Source organism: Brevundimonas sp. P7753, from assembly GCF_013386595.1.
GTDB lineage: Bacteria > Pseudomonadota > Alphaproteobacteria > Caulobacterales > Caulobacteraceae > Brevundimonas > Brevundimonas bullata.
Genome location: NZ_JACARP010000039.1, coordinates 1 through 15976 on the forward strand (window position 1 = coordinate 1; position 15976 = coordinate 15976).

Genomic DNA, 15976 nt, shown 5'->3' on the forward strand with positions numbered 1-15976 from the left:
AATTCTCAGGGGCACGTCAGACGCACGAAAGGTGGAATGAACACCAAGCTGCACGCCGGGCCCCATGCGAACGGACGCCCGATAAGTCTGTTCATGACGGCAGGCCAGGTCAGCAACTACATCGGTGCCGCCGCGATGCTGGACAGTCTGCCCCGGGCGCAACGGCTGCTGGGAGATCGGGGCTATGACGCAGACGGGTTCAGGACGCCCTGCAGGCCAAGGGGCATTACAGCCTTCATCCCAGGCCGCAAATCCCGCACAGAGCCCGTTCGCTATGACAAACGTCGCTATAAACGGCGCAACCGCATTGAGATCATGTTTGGGCGGCTAACCGGCGGCGCATTGCAACCCGTTATGATCGCTGCCCGAACGTCTTCCTCTCCGCCATAGCACTCGCCGCAACCGTGCTCTTCTGGCTATGAATCCTGAGTCTAGGGTCCCCGCATAGCTCATCCTCTCAATGAAATTAAGTCGATCACCGCTGCGGCGCTATAAGCTGACGGATTACTCCGATTAAGTCACCTGACGCTTCTCCAGCTTCCGCGCCAGGGTGCGGCGATGCATGCCCAGACGGCGCGCGGTCTCGGAGATGTTGAAATTGGTCTCCGCCAGGACCTCGTGGATGCGCTCCCACTCCAGCGTCTTGATCGAGGTCGGGCGGGCGCTGAGCGCGGCATCGGGATCCCCGTCCTGCCGTGCGAAGGCGGCCTCAATCTCGTCGGTGCCGGCGGGCTTGGCCAGGTAGTGACGGGCGCCCAGCTTGATGGCCTCGACGGCGGTCGCGATGCTGGCGAAGCCGGTCAGGACCACGATGTCCAACTCAGGATCAAAGGCGTGCAGGGTCTGAACGCAGGTCAGACCCGAGGCCGCCCCCAGCTTCAGGTCCACCACGGCGTAGCGCGGGTGATGCACCTGCAACAACTCAACCAGTTGGTCGTGGCTGCGAGCCGAGACGACTTCATAGCCGCGCCGCTCGAACGACTTGCGCAGGGTCTTGGCGAAGGCCTCGTCGTCCTCGACGATCAGCAACTGGCGGGGGGCGTCGATCGGATCGGTCATTTCGCAGCCAAGGCCTCCAGAGGCAGTGTCAGACGGACGCAGGCGCCGCCGTCGCGTCGGTTGCGGGCCGCGACGCCGCCGCCCAGCTTGCGCATCACATTAACCAGCAGGAAGAGGCCCAGCCCCGCCCCTGCCCGGCCCTTGGTGGATTGATAGGGCTGGCCCATGCGTTCGAGGATTTCGGGCGCGAATCCTGGGCCGTCATCGTTGAACTCGACCGACAGCAGTTCGTCGTCCAGAGACGCGGCGATGACCATACGCTCAGCCCCCGCCTCGTGAGCGTTGTCCAGCAGGGCGCTGAAGACCTGTTTCAGAGCCGGGTCGGCGATGATGCGTGGATCGCGCGGCGTCGGTCCGCGCAGGACCACAGCCATGGCGTCGTTCGACTTTTCACACCAGTCGGCCACGATCTCGGACAGGAAGCCGCCCAGGGTGGTGATGGTCGGCGCTTCGCCGCGCGCCTCGCCCGCCGACATCAGGATGCCGGTGACGATGGTCTTGCAGCGTTCGACCTCGGCCTGCATCTCGGCGATGTCGGAGGTCAGATCGGCGTCGGCGGTCAGGGCCGGCATACGCTTCCAGTCGCTGAGGATGACCGACAGCGAGGCCAGGGGCGTGCCCAACTCATGCGCGGCGCCGGAGGCCAGCAGGCCCATGCGGACGATGTGGTCCTGTTCCGCCGCCTGCTGCCGGGCGTCGGCCAGGTAGGCGTCGCGAGCGCGGACGTTCTGGGTGGTGCGGGTGACGAAGGCGACCAACAGCACGGCGATCAGGATGAAGTTGACCAAGGCCCCGGCCTGGATCAGCCCCATGTGGGCGTCGGTGCCCGGCGGCAGAAGCAAGGTCTGGTGCCAGACCGCCAACCACGCCAGACAGCCGCTGGTCACTAGGACGAAGCCCCAGGCATAGGGCGGGCGCAACAATACCGCCGCCAGCGCGATCTGCATCAGATAGAGGGCGGCGAAGGGATTGCTGGTGCCGCCGCTAAAAAAAAGCAGCCAGGTCAGGGCGGCCACGTCCACAAACAGGGCCAGCATCAGTTCGGGGTCGGTGACGCTCTGACGCCGCAAGGTGACCGGCGCGCTGGCCAGGTTCATCACCGCCAGCCCGGTCGGGGCCAGCAGCAACACCCCCAGCGGCAGCGGGATCTTTAGCCCCCAGTGGACCACGGCGATGGTCACCACCTGACCGATGACCGCCAGCCAGCGCAGCTGGATCAGCAGCAGCATGTTGCGCCGTCCGGCAGCGCCCGGCGACACCGGTGCCTCGGCCCGGTCGTCCAGGCCCAGCAGGCTGCGTGCGAAGCTGGCCGCGCTCATCGCATCGCTCTCCGGCGCTTTTCCTCACGCCAGAACAGGACGAAACCCGCCCCCGACATCAGGGCCAGCCCGAACCAGGTCAGGGCGTAGATCAGATGGCTGTTGGGGAAGCTCACCACGGTCAGCCCGCCCCGCGGCCAGCCGCCGGGATTGGGCGCAGCGTCGGCGTCGATGAAATAGGACGCGACCGGCCCGGCAAGCCCCCTCGCCCTGGCGATCCCCGCCACGTCGCGAGAGAACCAGCGATCGCCCGCCGGGTCATTGGCGCGCAGGAAGCCGCCGTCCGGTTCGGTCAGGCGCAGCGGGCCGACGACCCTGGCCTGCCCCTCGACCTGGCCCGACGCGCGATCCGCCGGCTTCTGGCGCTCGGAGGGGACGAAGCCGCGGTTGATCAGGACGGTGAAGCCGCGATCCGTCACCAGCGGCGTGACGACCCAATAGCCGGGGCCGAGGTCCGTCACCGCCTTCACCAACGTCTCGCGCCGATGATCGAAGCGGCCGCTGACGACGACCCTTCGATACTGATCGGCCTGACGCGTAATGGTCTGCTCCGGCGGCGGCGCGGCGACGGGCGCGGCGTGGATGCGGGCGTCGACCTGACGGATCAGCTCCTGCTTCCAGGCCAGCCTTTGCACCTGCCAGACGCCCAAGGCGGAGAAGCCCGCGAACAGGACGGCGAACATCACCGCGCCCAGGATCAGGGCGGTCATGCTGCGCGGCGGCCGGGCGGGTCGCGACGACGGCTCTATGGCGCTTCTCCCCTGCCTCGCCCTGTCAGGCTCAGCCCATGGTCTGCATGTCGTGGGTGGGCATCATGTTGACGTTCAGGTGATACATCACCCAGACCGAACCCGCGACGGCGATCACCACCACCACGATGGTGAAGATCAGGGCCAGCATGTTCCATCCGCCCTCGGACTTATGGTTCATGTGCAGGAAGAAGATCATGTGGACGATGATCTGCACCACGGCGAAGGCCGTGATGATCAGACCCGTCGCCGCCGCCGGCAGGGCGCCGGTCATGACCAGCCAGAACGGGATCGCCGTCAGCACGACCGACAGCAGGAAGCCGATCATATAGGTCTTGAACGAGCCGTGATCGTGGTCGTCGCCGTGGTGATCGTGGTGATCGACCGCGTGGTCGTTGTGGGCCTCGGCGCTCATCGCAGCATCCCGAACAGATAGACGAAGGTGAAGACGCCGATCCAGATGACGTCCAGGAAGTGCCAGAACAGGCTGAGGCACATCAGGCGGCGCTTGTTGGCCGGGATCAGGCCCTTCCGCCAGACCTGGACCATCAGCGTGACCAGCCAGATCGTGCCGAAGGTGACGTGCAGGCCGTGGGTGCCGACCAGAACGAAGAAGGCCGACAGGAAGCCGCTGCGCTGGGGCGTGGCGCCCAGGTGGATCATGTGGGCGAACTCATAGAGCTCGATCCCCAGGAAGCAGAGGCCGAAGACGCCGGTGATCGCCAGCCAGGCCTGCATCTGGGCCGTGCGGTTCTTGACCATGGCCAGCATGGCGAAGCCGTAGGTGATCGACGAGAACAGCAGCATCGACGTGTTCAGCGCCACCAGCGGCAGGTCGAACAGGTCCTTGGGCGCAGGCCCGGCGGCGTAGTTGGCGCCGATCACCCCATAGACGGCGAACAGCATCGCAAAGATGAGACAGTCGCTCATCAGATACATCCAGAAGCCCAGCATGGTGCTGTGGCCTTCCGGGTGATGCGGCTCCTCGACCGGGTGGTAGATCGGCCGCCCGGCCTCGTCGACGTAGTCGGGGTTCAGAGAGGAAGCGTGGCTCATCGGATCACCCCTTCGCCGCGGCGGCCGCCAGGGCCTTGGCCAGAGTCTTGGTGTGCGCGTCTTCCGTCGCCTGCACCGTCTCGGCCGGGATGTAGTAGTCGCGCTTGTAGTTGAAGGTGTGGAAGATGGCGTAGGCGATCAGGGCGAAGAAGCTCAGCGCCGCCAGCCACCACATGTACCAGATCAGGGCGAAGCCCATGACCGTCGACAGGCCGGCCAGGATCACCCCCGCGCCCGTGTTGGACGGCATGTGGATGGGCTTGTAGCCGTCGGTCGGGCGCTCATAGCCGCGCGCCTTCATGTCCCACCAGGCGTCCGAGTCATGGATGATCGGCGTCTTGGCGAAGTTGTAGTCCGGCGGCGGCGAGGAGGTGGACCACTCCAGGGTGCGGCCGTGCCACGGGTCGCCCGTCTCGTCGCGCAGCTTGTCGCGGTTGATGATGGAGACGGCGAACTGGATCAGCATGGCCAGGATGCCGACGGCGATAATGCCGACGCCGACCGCCGCGATGACGAACCAGATCTGATAGGCCGGATCGTTGAAGACCCGCATCCGGCGCGTCACGCCCATGAAGCCCAGGACGTACAGCGGCATGAAGGCGACCCAGAAGCCGACCACCCAGCACCAGAAGCTGACCAGGCCCCACTTCTTGTCCAGCTTGAAGCCGAAGGCCTTGGGCCACCAGTAGTTGATGGCGGCGAACAGGCCGAACAGCACCCCGCCGATGATGACGTTGTGGAAGTGGGCGATCAGGAACAGCGAGTTGTGCAGCACGAAGTCGGCCGGCGGCACCGCCAGCATGACGCCCGTCATGCCGCCGATCACGAAGGTCAGCATGAAGGCGACCGTCCACATCATCGGCAGTTCGAAGCGAATGCGGCCGCGGTACATGGTGAACAGCCAGTTGAACAGCTTGGCCCCTGTCGGGATCGAGATGATCATCGTCGTGATCCCGAAGAAGGAGTTCACGGATGCGCCCGAGCCCATGGTGAAGAAGTGGTGCAGCCACACCAGGTAGGACAGGATGGTGATCACCACCGTCGCATAGACCATCGACGTGTAGCCGAAGAGCTTCTTGCCCGAGAAGGTCGAGGTGACCTCCGAGAAGACGCCAAACAGCGGCAGGATCAGGATGTAGACCTCGGGGTGACCCCAGATCCAGATCAGGTTCACGTACATCATCGGGTTGCCGCCGAAGTCGTTCGTGAAGAAGTTGGTGCCGATGTAGCGGTCGGCCGACAGCAGGGCCAGAACGGCGGTCAGCACCGGGAAGGAAGCCACGATCAGGACGTTGGCGCACAGCGAGGTCCAGGTGAAGACCGGCATCTTCATCAGGCCCATGCCCGGCGCACGCATCTTCACGATGGTCGCGATCAGGTTGATGCCGGACAGGGTCGTGCCCACCCCCGCGATCTGCAGGGCCCAGATGTAATAGTCGACCCCGACGCCGGGGCTGTAGCCGATCCCGGAAAGCGGCGGATAGGCCAGCCAGCCCGTGCGCGCGAATTCGCCGACGAACAGCGACATCATCACGACGATCGCGCCGGCCGTCGTCATCCAGAAGCTGAAGTTGTTCAGGAAGGGGAAGGAGACGTCGCGCGCCCCGATCTGCAACGGCACCAGATAGTTCATCAGGCCGGTGATCATGGGCATGGCCACGAAGAAGATCATGATCACGCCGTGGGCGGTGAAGATCTGGTCGTAGTGGTGAGCGTTCAGGTAGCCCTCGGCGCCGCCGAAGGCCATGGCCTGCTGCAGGCGCATCATCAGCGCGTCGGCGAAGCCTCGCAGGAACATGACGAGGCCAAGGATCATGTACATGATCCCGATCTTCTTGTGGTCCACCGTCGTGAACCACTCGGTCCAGAGGTAGCCCCACAGCTTGTAGCGGGTGATCAGGGCCAGGGTCGCCAGGCCGCCGAGAACGACGACGGCGAAGGTGACCACCAGGATGGGCTCGTGGAACGGCAGGGCGTCCCAGGTCAGCCTTCCGAAGATCATGGATGCGATTTGATCAGTAGACATGTGGGTCAGGCGCTCAGGATTGCGACGCGGGCGCGTCGGCGGCGGCAGGCGCGGTGAAGGCGGAGACGAAGGACGGGGCGGACTGGGCCAGTTCGGTCGCCTGGCCCGGACGCGCCAGGCCGGCCCCCATGACGCGAGCGGTCGGCGTCGACCGGGTCATCTCGGCGGCCAGTTGCTGGCGACGGCGGGCGGCGTCGACGGCGGCCTTCTCGGCCTCCAGCGGGGTGCAGACGGCCATGACGTAGGAGTCGCCCGAGCCCAGAACGGCCTCGCCGCGACGGGCGTACTTGTCATAGGCCAGCGGCCAGGTGGCGTGGACGGCGGTCAGGCCCAGGCCGCCCTTCTTGTCGATGGCCATCATCTCGCCCATGCACATCTTGCCCGGCTCGACGCACATGTTCAGCACGGCGTCGAACAGGCCCTCGTCGACCGAGGCGTAATGGATGACCGGCACCTTCTCGCTGGGCTTTTCCAGCTCCAGATAGGTATCGCGATCCAGGCTCTTGCTGGCTGCGCGAACGCCCGCGACCCACTGGTCGAAGCCGGCGTCGTCCAGGCCATGGAAGGCGAAACGCATATTGGAGAAGCCGTCGCCCGAATAGTTGGCCGAGAAGCCGACATACTCGCCCGGACGGTTGATGACGGCGTGCAGCTTCGTCTCCATGCCCGGCATGGCGTAGATCTGACCAGCCAGGGCGGGGATGTAGAAGGAGTTCATCACCCCGGTCGAGGTGATGTGGAAGCGGATCGGCCGATCGACCGGCGCGGCCAGTTCGTTGACCGTGGCGATGCCGTACTCAGGGTAGATGAACAGCCACTTCCAGTCCATGGCGACCACGTTGACCTGAAGCGGCTCCACCCCTTCGGCGACGGCCTGACCCTTGTTGACCCGGTCCAGCGAGCGGTAGGGGTCCAGCAGGTGGGTGCCCGACCAGGTGATGGCCCCCAGGCAGATGATGATCAGCAGCGGCGCGGCCCAGATCACCAGTTCCAGATGGGTCGAGTGATCCCAGTCCGGCTCGTAGCGGGCTTCCTTGTTCGACTCCCGATACTTCCAGGCGAAGAAGATGGTCAGCGCCATCACCGGGATGATGATGATCAGCATCAGGAAGACCGACATCAGCAGCAGGTCTCGCTGCTGGGCGGCGATATCCCCGGCGGGCGACAGCACCACGGCTTCACAGCCGGGCAGCAGGGCCAGCAAGGGCAACAACAGAAGGGGTCGCAGGCGGCGCACGAAGGCTCCTGTCCGGAAATGAGGCTCTGGCACGGTCATTGTGCGCCGCCCCTACCCCCGGCCGCCAAGAGACGACATTGGACAATCCGTCCTATCCCCCCCGACGCCGATCGGGAGCAAATGGCGGCTTTCGTCATTCTTACCATGTCGGCGCGCGTGTCGCGCCCGGGTCCAGGGAACGTCATCGGTCATGAACGCCACCAGCGGCGCGCCTTCTTCAGAGTCCCTTGAGCGGGACGCCAGCCAGATCAACGCGCGACACGGCAAAATCGACGCCGGAGAAATCGCGATCGGCGTGATCATCGGTCGCACGTCGGAATTCTTCGACTTCTTCGTCTATGCGATCGCCTCGGTCGTGGTCTTCCCGCAGCTGGTCTTCCCCTATGCAGGGCCGCTAGGCGGGACCCTGCTCTCCTTCGCCGTCTTCGCCGTGGCCTTCCTGGCTCGTCCCCTCGGCACGGCCCTGTTCATCGAGATCGACCGACGCTTCGGACGCGGGACGAAGCTGACCATCGCCCTCTTCCTGCTGGGTCTGTCCACCGTCTGCCTCGGCTTCCTGCCCAGCTACGCCCAGGCGGGCCACTGGGCGGCGGTCATGCTGATCGTGCTGCGCATCGGTCAGGGCGTGGCCCTGGGCGGCGCCTGGGACGGCATGGCCTCGCTGCTGGCCGTCAGCGCGCCCGAGAACCGTCGCGGCTGGTACGCCATGGTGCCGCAGCTGGGCGCGCCCTTCGGCCTTATCGTGGCCAGCGCCCTGTTCGCCTACTTCCTCAGCAAGCTGTCGGCCGCCGACTTCCTCGACTGGGGCTGGCGCTATCCCTTCTTCGTGGCCTTCGCCATCAACGTCGTGGCCCTGTTCGCCCGCCTGCGCATCGTGGTGACGCCCGCCTTCCAGGCCGCCTTCGAGACTCTGGAGCTGCACCCCGCCCCGGTCGGCAAGACCGTGCGTGAAGAAGGCGGCGGCATCGTCATCGGCGCCTTCGCCCCCCTGGCCAGCTTCGCCATGTTCCACATGGTGACGGTGTTCCCCCTGTCCTGGGTCTTCCTCTACACCGAGGAGGCGCCCAGCCGCTTCCTGATGATCGAACTGGTCGGCGCCGTCTTCGGCCTCGCCGCCATCCTGGCCTCGGGCTGGCTGGCCGATCGCTACGGCCGTCGCGCCCTGCTGGGCGTCACCGCCGCCGGGATCGCCGCCTTCTCGGGCTTCGCACCGCAGATGCTGGACGGCGGCCCCGTGGGCGAGCTGGCCTACATGATCCTGGGCTTCGTCCTGCTGGGCCTGTCGTTCGGTCAGGCTTCCGGTTCGATCGCCTCCAGCTTCAGCCTGGCCAACCGCTACACCGCCTCGGCCCTGACGTCGGATCTGGCCTGGCTGTTCGGCGCAGGCTTCGCTCCGCTGGCGGCGCTGGCCCTGTCGGGCAAGTTCGGTCTGGCGGCCGGTGGCGGCTATCTGCTGTCGGGCGCGGTCTGCACCCTGCTGGCCCTGTGGCTGAACCGCGAACTGGGCCGCGGCCGGGCGGGCGCCAAGACCTGACTCCCCGTCCCACAGTATCTACCCCATCTTATCGGGGGCGCGATCCGGATCGCGCCCCCTTTTTCATGCGTTCTCGCCCCCATGCGCGGTCGCTCCCCGACGCCCCGCGTCATCAAGGTTATCAGCGATTCACGATGGCGCTTAAGCGCCCGCTAAGCCTGTCTGATCGCGTGAAGTTAAGAGCCGCCAAGTAGCTTAGCGTTGACACCAAGGGTGATGAGGACGTCATGACCAGTTCAATGCCGGCAAAACGCCGTACTTTTCTTGCGATCGCCGCTGGCCTGACCGCCATTCTGGCGCCGCAGATGGCATCGGCGGGGCCGACGGCGGGCCATTCTTACCGACTGCGGGCCACGGTGCCGGTCGCCTGCTGGGTGCGCCCTGCCGGAACCGTCATGGCGGAAACCGGCCGCTCGGGCTCTGTCGTCGAGGCCTGCAACAGCCCTGGCGGCTTCACCGTCTCGGCCCAGTACCGTCCGCTCGCAGCCAGCGAGAAGGCCAAGATCATCTACGGCGATCGCTCGCTGAACCTGGCCAAGAGCGGCATGCTGGAACTGCGCCGCTCGAACATGGCGACGATCCGCACCGTCGATTATCGCTTCGACGAGGTGGAGCTGGAACAGCCTCTCATTCTGGCCCTGACGATCCAGCCGATCTAAACAAACTACAGCCTAATGCTGAAACGCCCCGCAGGATCTGCGGGGCGTTTTCGTTTCCAACAAGCCGGTTGTGCGATCAGATCGCCGCGACAGTGAAAGTCAGGGTGTCGCTATACTCACCGGCGCGCTTGCCCGCGACATCGCCGATCCGCACGGTCAGCGGATAATCGTCGCGCCGCGCCGTCTGGGACACGACATTGATCGTATCCACGCGCTGCAGGTTGATGTCCTGGGTCCCGAGCTTGAGATTGTAATCGACATACCAGGCCGTCGCACCCTGACGCAGTCGCCCGCGATTGGCCGAGGTGATCGAGACGCGATACCCGCCCGTGCTGTGGACATAGAGGGCGGTATTCAACGGTCGCGCACCCTCGGTCAGTTCGCCCAGATCGATGACAGGCGTGCCGTTGGGACGCGAAAACTCGCCCTTGAGCCCAATGGCGGCGGCGGCGGCGAGATCAAGCACCAGAGTCACCGGACGCGTGGCGTGGATCGTCCCGTTGGCCTGCTCGACGAACAGGTTGGCGACCTGAGTATATCGTCCCTGAGCCACGCCCGCCTCAGGCAAGGCGGCGAAGGTGATGCGGGCCGGTATTTGTTCGCCCTGCTTGATCGAGACGCTGGTCCCGTTCCGCCTTGCGCTCTCGCCTGATCGCGGCGTGATATCGACGCCGCCGTAATCGACATCGACAAGCGTATAGCGCACGCGGTTGGCGCCGCCCGGAGTCGTCAGACCAAACGCTTCGCCTTGCAGCGAGGCCAGGATATTGCCGTTGCAGGGCGTCCCCCCGCTGTTCACCAGCAGGACGTCGAAGCTGCGCTGGGCGACCTCGTCTTCCAGGGGGTTGTAGCGGATCACCCATTGATCCAGCGCCGGCTGGATCGTCAGATTGCACTTGGCCTGGGCCGAGGCTTGATCCGGGATCAGCGCCAACAGACCAAGAACCGCCGCGGCGGCGAAGGATTTCGAGAGGGTGGAGACCATGATCGTCTTCCTTCCGTTCATTGGTCGGTGATGTCGACCGACACGGCGACAGTCTTGAGATCCAGCAGGCCTTCATTGTCGGCTGGAACCGTGAATTCGAACCCGGCGGCGGGCGAAGTGAAGAGCTCGACCCGATAGGTCTTGCCCGGAATCAGCTTCTGGATGGCGAACCGCCCGACCGAGTTGGTGAAGAAGAGCTCCGGCTCGGCCGTGGGATCATCAAGCAAACGAACGCGACCCGAGATCAACGCGGCAGGCTTGCCGGCGTTGCCGACCATCCGGCCCAGGGCCGAGACGAAGGCGTCGCTGCCGACCTGGATGGCGTAGCCGCTCTTGTAGCCCGGCCGCACGCGCCGCACGCCTTCGCCGATGTCGTAGCCCGGCGGCACGCCCAGCACGTCATAGCGCACCGACTGATCGACATAGGAGGTCAGGGTGTTGGACACCGCCGGCCCCAGGGCGCCGCTGCGCGAGGTGTAGTTCCCGCGCTCGAACGACTCGCCGACGATCACCGGCTTATCCTCCAGCGACTGGTGCGGATAAAGAATGGCGAAGCTGTCGTAGATGTTGCGCCCGATGGCGACCTTTCCGCCCGCCGTCGAGATCGAGGTGCCGATGCGCAGCGACGTCACCTGTTCGTCGGTGATGTTGCTGAAGCTCTGGCCGAAGGCCGAGTGCGTCAGGCTGGCGTCGAAGCGGTTGGCGATATAGTCGAGCTGACCGCTGAGCGTGCCGGGACCGTCGTCATAGGTCGAAGCCACGGAATAGCCGAAGGAACCGACGCGGTTTTCCGTCGACTGCTGGAAGCGTACGCTGCCGCTGTTGCGGGCCGAGCTATAGCGCGCCTCGCCGCGACGGTCGTAGCGGGGTTGCCAGACCAGGGCGATGGTGGCGCCGACGCCGTTGGCGCCGCCCGTGCCGAAATCATTGCCGAAATCGACCCACTCCGCCCCGACCTGCACGCTCCATTGCGGCGTGAAGCGATAGGAGCTGACGGCGTTCACGGCATAGGAGTCGCTATTGGTCCCGCGCCCCATCCGATAGGAGGCGCTGAGCGTCGCGGTCCAGTCCTCGGTGAACTGATGCGAATAGGCGCCGGTGAACACCCACGAAGTCGGGTTGGAGCCGAACTCATTGCCCAGGGTGGCGTAATCCTCGGACGTAAAGTCCGCCACGACCGTCCAGCTGTCGTAGGTCTCGCCCAGATCGACGAAGTGGTCATAGCTCAGCGCATAGGCGTAGCCCGACCCCGCGTCGCCGTTGCTGGCCGAGGCGTCGACCTGCAGCCGCGCGCCGTTGCGCAGGATGAACTGGGTCTGGCCGGTGACGTTCTGAACGGTTTCGGACGCCTGCAAGCCCAGACCGACGGCCGGCTTGTTCATGAAGGCCTTGCGCCAGAAACCGCTGAAGGCCAGCGAGCCGTCGGAATAGTCCGGGGAGCCGAAGGTCCCGGAGTTGGTCACGCCCAGATAGGCGCCGTACTCGTAATCCCCCGGCTCCAGCTCGATCGAGTCAAGATAGGCGCTGTAGGACACCGTCTCGCGGCGACCCGACTCGTTCTGGATTTCCAGCTGGACGTCGTTCGAGCCGGCGTCGAGCGGCAGGTTGGACAGGTCGTACTGGCCCGGGTCCAGACGGAATTCGCGCACAAAGACCCCGTTGCGCAGCACGCGCACGGTCGAGGATTCCTGCAGCACCAGTTGGCGGCCGCCGGACAGGACATTGTTGCGGAAGCTGTCGAAGCGTTGCTTCTGGCGCGTGACGCCGACGCCGCCCATTTCGGCGAAGCCCTGACGGCCCCGCGTCTCGACGTTCAGATCGCCCAGATACCAGCGACGGTACTCGGCCGGCTGGTCGAAGACGAAGCGCGCATAGCGGCGCTCGACTTCATAATTGCCCGAAAACTGCTCCTCGCGCCCCTGAACATCGGCCTCGAACACCAGCCCCTTGTAGCGGACGGCGCCGTTCAGGAAGACGCTGGGCGAGGTCACGTCGCCTGTCGACTGGCGTCGCGACACGGCCAGGTTGGTGTTCAGATAGGCGCTGAAGTTTTCCGCCGCCTCGCCCGGCTCCTCGGGCCGACCGCCCTGGAACAGGGATTCGACCGAGCGCTTGGTCGGATCGATGCGCAGCACCAGAACCGCCAGCTGATCCGGGTCGTAGTCCAGCGAAATGCCGGTGGTGTTGATCTCTTCCGGGGCGAAGGACTCCACGCCTTCCAGCTGCGTCTTCAACTCCGCCTGCGCCTCGGGCGTCAGCAGCGGGTCGATCAGCGCCCGGAACCCGGCGCTCTCAACGATGAAGCGGTCGTCGCGCGTCAGCAGCACCGGCATTTCGCCCAGCACACGCCGGTTGAAGTTCAGCGGCACCGTCATGGCGATGTCGCGGTCGTACGGATTGATGTTCGGACGCGTCTGCGGCGCCGGAGCAGCGGCGGGCGCGGCCTGAACCGGAGCGACGGCCTCGGCCGACTGCGCCCCGACCTGCGACGCCGTCTGCATCAACCCCAAGGCTTGAGCGTGCGCCCAGCCGCCCGGCGTCGCCATGACAGCCGTGGCCAGCGCGATCTTCGACGCTGCGCCCCGCAACGCCTTCCCCCCCGTCGATCTCATCGTGCGAATCGCACGCTGACGGGCTTGGCCGGGTCCAGTTCGACCCCGGTCGGCAGCTTGAACGTCCGCTTGCCGCCCAGGGGCGCCAGATAGCCGACGCCCACGGTCTGAGAGATGGCGTTGCTGTCGTATTCGCGACGGAAGGCCTGGCCCGCCTTGTCGGTGCCTTCCACGATCCAGGTGGCGCCGCTCATCAGGGCGTAGCGCTTGCCGGTGTTTGTCACCACGATCTCGATGCCCGGCTCGGCTTGCGGCGCGGGCGGGGCTTCTCCCCCGCTCAGGCTGGGATCGACGTCGGGCGTCGGCGGCGTCACCATGGCCGGCGTCACCGAGACGACCTCGATCTTGGGCTGGGCGCCGGGCGGCGCCACGACGATCAAAGCCTTCATCGTATAGAGGACCTGCACCGACAGCGCCCCGCCGTCTTCTGGGGCGATCGGAGCAGTCGCAACTGGCAACTGCTTCACCCACAGATAATAGGCTTGCGACGAATCAAGCGTCGGCTGGCCGACCCATTGCACACGAACCACCTGCCGCCCGCCAACAGGCACAATACCCTGCGGCGGGAAGACCAGAAAATCCTCATCCGCGGGCGTCTCGACAATGTCGCCGTTGGCGTCGATCTCCATGCGGGTGATCATGGTCTCGAACGGCAGGGCAGCTGCCCCGACATTGCCGACCTCAATACGGGCGGCCGATCCGGCGCCCGTGGTGGTCAGTTCGGACACCATGGGCGAGACGCGCATGGCCCAGGCGGCCGACATGACCAGCAGGCCCGCCGCCAGACCGCCGATCAGGGCGCCCAGACGGTTGAAACGCAAGAAGCGAAAGCCGGATCGCAGCATCAATCGTTACTCCCCCGAGGCCGTCCACGGACCGCCATCTCAAGAAATTCTATGCGGACTGGTCCGCAGCTTAGGCACCCAGGGCGCGCAGCTGAAAACCTAGCAAGCAATGGTCACTGAAACGAAAACGGGGAGAGCCGCGAAGCTCTCCCCGAAGTCGGTCGTCTTCGACGTCTTAGTTGGCCGAGATCAGTACGCTGACAGTGCCTTCATAGTTACCGGCCAGCAGAGCCTGGTTCGGCTTGGCGATGTTCACGTTCAGCGACATAGGCGATTTCCAGGCGCCGTGGCTCTTCGAGCCCAAACCGACGCCCGAGGCAACCGTCCAGCTTTGCGATTGAGCAGCAACAGCGCTGTTCGGGTTGCCCGCCTTATAGGTGGCGGTGACCGAGAAGGGCAGCTTGTTGGTGAAGACGCTCGAGTCGTAGCCACCATTGTTGTCGCTTTCCAGGTCGGTCTTGGTGATCTTCACCGTGTTGGCAGTATTGCAGCCAGCAGCGTTGGTGTTGATCTCGACCGAGGCGTTCTGGGTCATGTTGAACAGGTTAGCCGGGCCAGCGTTTTCATCGGCATAGATGCCGATGGTGCCGAAGTTCAGCGTTTGGTTGGTGCTGGAACCGCTGTAGTAGGCGCAGTCGGTGGCGACATTGCCCTTCAGGGTGAAGGTGGCCGAACCGGTGTCACCCACCGAACCGATGTTGCCGCCCGACTGGCCAATGGCGTGCCAAGCCGAGATCGGCGAGTTGCCCAGTTCTGCATTGGCAGCATTCAAAGCAGCGGTCACGTTGGCGGGATTGAAGATGCCGCCCGGTTGGCCGCCCTGCTCATTGTAGTGCGTACCGGTGACCGGACCCGTCCACTGGCCTTGGTTGATGTTGCCAGCCGAAGCGGCCGAGGCGGTCAGGGCGGCGACGGCGACGCCGGCCAGAATCGAAGCGATTTTCATAGGAATTCTCCAGGTGAGGTTCTGACGAAACTTGTCGACCGAGATGAACAAGCTCCCCCGATCTGCAAACAACATAACAAACTGTAAAAAGATCGGTCAACAAAAAAGACCGCCGTTAGGCATGATTGTGTCGATTCAACTCACAAGGGATAAATAAAACCTCAGACATATACGCAAAAGGCGACCGCCCAAAACATGGACGGTCGTTTGATTTACATTAAATTGAGATTTTTATAGTTAATCTTAGCGCTTCAATAGCTATACGCGCGGCGCCAAGGTGATGTTCAAAACTTCTGAATACTCGCCCGCCAGAAGACCAGATTCGCTCGGGCGGTTCGTCAGAATACGGATGCGGCCCCCGCCTTGGGCGATGCCCTCACCGCTGCTGAGCGTCTTCTTGGCGATCAGGTTTTCACTGTCGAAGGTCCCGCTCAGAACGGCCGGGTTGGGATTGATCGTCGGGATAGCGACGTTCAGCGTGTAGCCCAGACGGCCCGCGAACGGCCCCTCGCCGCGCGGCTTGGTCACATGCGCCAAGCCGCCGCTCTGCGACTGGAAGCTGATGTCGAAGGGGACATTGCAGGACAGGCCGAAGTCCGCTTCGACCTGCTGGCCGCCGGTCAGTTCGCCGAAGTCGATGTCGCCGCCGCCCGACAGGCGGCAGCTGGCCGTGATCTTGCCCTTGACGATGACATCCAGGCTGCTCGCCAGACCGCTGTCCAGCATGGGCTCGGCCGAAGCGGTCGACGCCACCGCCGCCGCCAGCACCAGAGCCATCAGACCGCCGACGCGCGCCATCGGACGCACCGCCGCGCACTTCACTTGTGAAGGGGTCAGAAACCAGCCCACCATTCGCCTCCCACAGCCGCAAGTCGCGGCGCCCCCGCCACCAGGAGGGGGTTCGTTGGTCAGCGTTCCAAGAGATGTGCCATCCCAAAATGGCACACAC

At 64.9% G+C, this 15976-nt stretch carries 14 protein-coding genes and 1 pseudogene; 3 read left to right on the forward strand and 12 right to left on the reverse strand.

Features of this window, described 5'->3' with window-relative positions:
* Positions 1–422, forward strand: a pseudogene (locus HX774_RS08690) (IS5 family transposase); the annotation flags it as partial.
* 91 nt (positions 423–513) lie between these two features.
* Here the strand turns inward: HX774_RS08690 and HX774_RS08695 are convergent.
* The 7 genes from HX774_RS08695 to cyoA form a co-directional block, all read right to left on the reverse strand.
* A complete protein-coding gene (locus HX774_RS08695) occupies positions 514–1059 on the reverse strand; it encodes a response regulator transcription factor (RefSeq protein WP_178826026.1) in 546 nt (181 codons plus the stop codon).
* Positions 1056–2378 carry an ATP-binding protein gene (locus tag HX774_RS08700; protein ID WP_178826028.1) on the reverse strand — a complete coding sequence of 441 codons (1323 nt, stop codon included), beginning with the start codon at positions 2376–2378 and terminating at the stop codon, positions 1056–1058. The genes HX774_RS08695 and HX774_RS08700 overlap by 4 nt, the downstream gene beginning before the upstream one ends.
* The gene (locus tag HX774_RS08705) at positions 2375–3088 is read right to left on the reverse strand and encodes an SURF1 family protein (RefSeq protein WP_178826030.1); all 714 of its coding nucleotides are present in this window, start codon (positions 3086–3088) and stop codon (positions 2375–2377) included. Before HX774_RS08705 ends, HX774_RS08700 begins: the two co-directional genes overlap by 4 nt.
* 70 nt (positions 3089–3158) lie before the next feature.
* Positions 3159–3542: a cytochrome o ubiquinol oxidase subunit IV gene (gene cyoD, locus HX774_RS08710; protein ID WP_178826032.1), complete on the reverse strand. Its 384-nt coding sequence runs from the start codon at positions 3540–3542 to the stop codon at positions 3159–3161.
* On the reverse strand, positions 3539–4183 hold the full coding sequence (gene cyoC, locus HX774_RS08715) for a cytochrome o ubiquinol oxidase subunit III (RefSeq protein ID WP_178826035.1): 645 nt from the start codon (positions 4181–4183) through the stop codon (positions 3539–3541). The genes cyoD and cyoC overlap by 4 nt, the downstream gene beginning before the upstream one ends.
* Before the next feature lie 4 nt (positions 4184–4187).
* Positions 4188–6185 carry a cytochrome o ubiquinol oxidase subunit I gene (gene cyoB, locus HX774_RS08720; RefSeq protein ID WP_218650348.1) on the reverse strand — a complete coding sequence of 666 codons (1998 nt, stop codon included), beginning with the start codon at positions 6183–6185 and terminating at the stop codon, positions 4188–4190.
* Between the two features lie 37 nt (positions 6186–6222).
* Positions 6223–7446: a ubiquinol oxidase subunit II gene (gene cyoA, locus HX774_RS08725; RefSeq protein WP_178826039.1), complete on the reverse strand. Its 1224-nt coding sequence runs from the start codon at positions 7444–7446 to the stop codon at positions 6223–6225.
* A gap of 190 nt (positions 7447–7636) precedes the next feature.
* On the opposite strand from cyoA, the gene HX774_RS08730 reads away from it, so the two are divergent.
* Positions 7637–8980 (forward strand): MFS transporter, encoded by a 1344-nt coding sequence (locus tag HX774_RS08730; protein WP_178826041.1) that lies wholly within the window; start codon positions 7637–7639, stop codon positions 8978–8980.
* Positions 8981–9207: 227 nt separating this feature from the next.
* Positions 9208–9639 (forward strand): hypothetical protein, encoded by a 432-nt coding sequence (locus HX774_RS08735; RefSeq protein ID WP_178826043.1) that lies wholly within the window; start codon positions 9208–9210, stop codon positions 9637–9639.
* A 76-nt stretch (positions 9640–9715) separates the two neighbouring features.
* Here HX774_RS08735 and HX774_RS08740 read toward each other — a convergent pair whose 3' ends face one another.
* From HX774_RS08740 to HX774_RS08760, 5 genes are all read right to left on the reverse strand, one after another.
* A complete protein-coding gene (locus tag HX774_RS08740; protein WP_178826045.1) occupies positions 9716–10624 on the reverse strand; it encodes a hypothetical protein in 909 nt (302 codons plus the stop codon).
* Between the two features lie 17 nt (positions 10625–10641).
* Positions 10642–13212: a hypothetical protein gene (locus HX774_RS08745; protein WP_178826047.1), complete on the reverse strand. Its 2571-nt coding sequence runs from the start codon at positions 13210–13212 to the stop codon at positions 10642–10644.
* A 20-nt stretch (positions 13213–13232) separates the two neighbouring features.
* Positions 13233–14081 (reverse strand): fimbria/pilus periplasmic chaperone, encoded by an 849-nt coding sequence (locus HX774_RS08750; protein ID WP_178826049.1) that lies wholly within the window; start codon positions 14079–14081, stop codon positions 13233–13235.
* A gap of 175 nt (positions 14082–14256) precedes the next feature.
* Positions 14257–15027 carry a hypothetical protein gene (locus tag HX774_RS08755; protein ID WP_178826051.1) on the reverse strand — a complete coding sequence of 257 codons (771 nt, stop codon included), beginning with the start codon at positions 15025–15027 and terminating at the stop codon, positions 14257–14259.
* 258 nt (positions 15028–15285) lie between these two features.
* Positions 15286–15879: a hypothetical protein gene (locus HX774_RS08760; protein WP_178826053.1), complete on the reverse strand. Its 594-nt coding sequence runs from the start codon at positions 15877–15879 to the stop codon at positions 15286–15288.
* Positions 15880–15976: the final 97 nt, after the last annotated feature.

What these genes read in the sequence shown, in the direction of transcription:
- HX774_RS08760 (WP_178826053.1), bottom strand. Translation starts at nt 15,879, where the DNA reads ATGGTGGGCTGGTTTCTGACCCCTTCACAAGTGAAGTGCGCGGCGGTG.
- HX774_RS08695 (WP_178826026.1), bottom strand. Translation starts at nt 1,059, where the DNA reads ATGACCGATCCGATCGACGCCCCCCGCCAGTTGCTGATCGTCGAGGAC.
- HX774_RS08740 (WP_178826045.1), bottom strand. Translation starts at nt 10,624, where the DNA reads ATGGTCTCCACCCTCTCGAAATCCTTCGCCGCCGCGGCGGTTCTTGGT.
- HX774_RS08750 (WP_178826049.1), bottom strand. Translation starts at nt 14,081, where the DNA reads ATGCTGCGATCCGGCTTTCGCTTCTTGCGTTTCAACCGTCTGGGCGCC.
- cyoD (WP_178826032.1), bottom strand. Translation starts at nt 3,542, where the DNA reads ATGAGCGCCGAGGCCCACAACGACCACGCGGTCGATCACCACGATCAC.
- HX774_RS08705 (WP_178826030.1), bottom strand. Translation starts at nt 3,088, where the DNA reads ATGACCGCCCTGATCCTGGGCGCGGTGATGTTCGCCGTCCTGTTCGCG.
- HX774_RS08700 (WP_178826028.1), bottom strand. Translation starts at nt 2,378, where the DNA reads ATGAGCGCGGCCAGCTTCGCACGCAGCCTGCTGGGCCTGGACGACCGG.
- HX774_RS08755 (WP_178826051.1), bottom strand. Translation starts at nt 15,027, where the DNA reads ATGAAAATCGCTTCGATTCTGGCCGGCGTCGCCGTCGCCGCCCTGACC.
- cyoB (WP_218650348.1), bottom strand. Translation starts at nt 6,185, where the DNA reads ATGATCTTCGGAAGGCTGACCTGGGACGCCCTGCCGTTCCACGAGCCC.
- HX774_RS08730 (WP_178826041.1), top strand. Translation starts at nt 7,637, where the DNA reads ATGAACGCCACCAGCGGCGCGCCTTCTTCAGAGTCCCTTGAGCGGGAC.
- HX774_RS08735 (WP_178826043.1), top strand. Translation starts at nt 9,208, where the DNA reads ATGACCAGTTCAATGCCGGCAAAACGCCGTACTTTTCTTGCGATCGCC.
- cyoC (WP_178826035.1), bottom strand. Translation starts at nt 4,183, where the DNA reads ATGAGCCACGCTTCCTCTCTGAACCCCGACTACGTCGACGAGGCCGGG.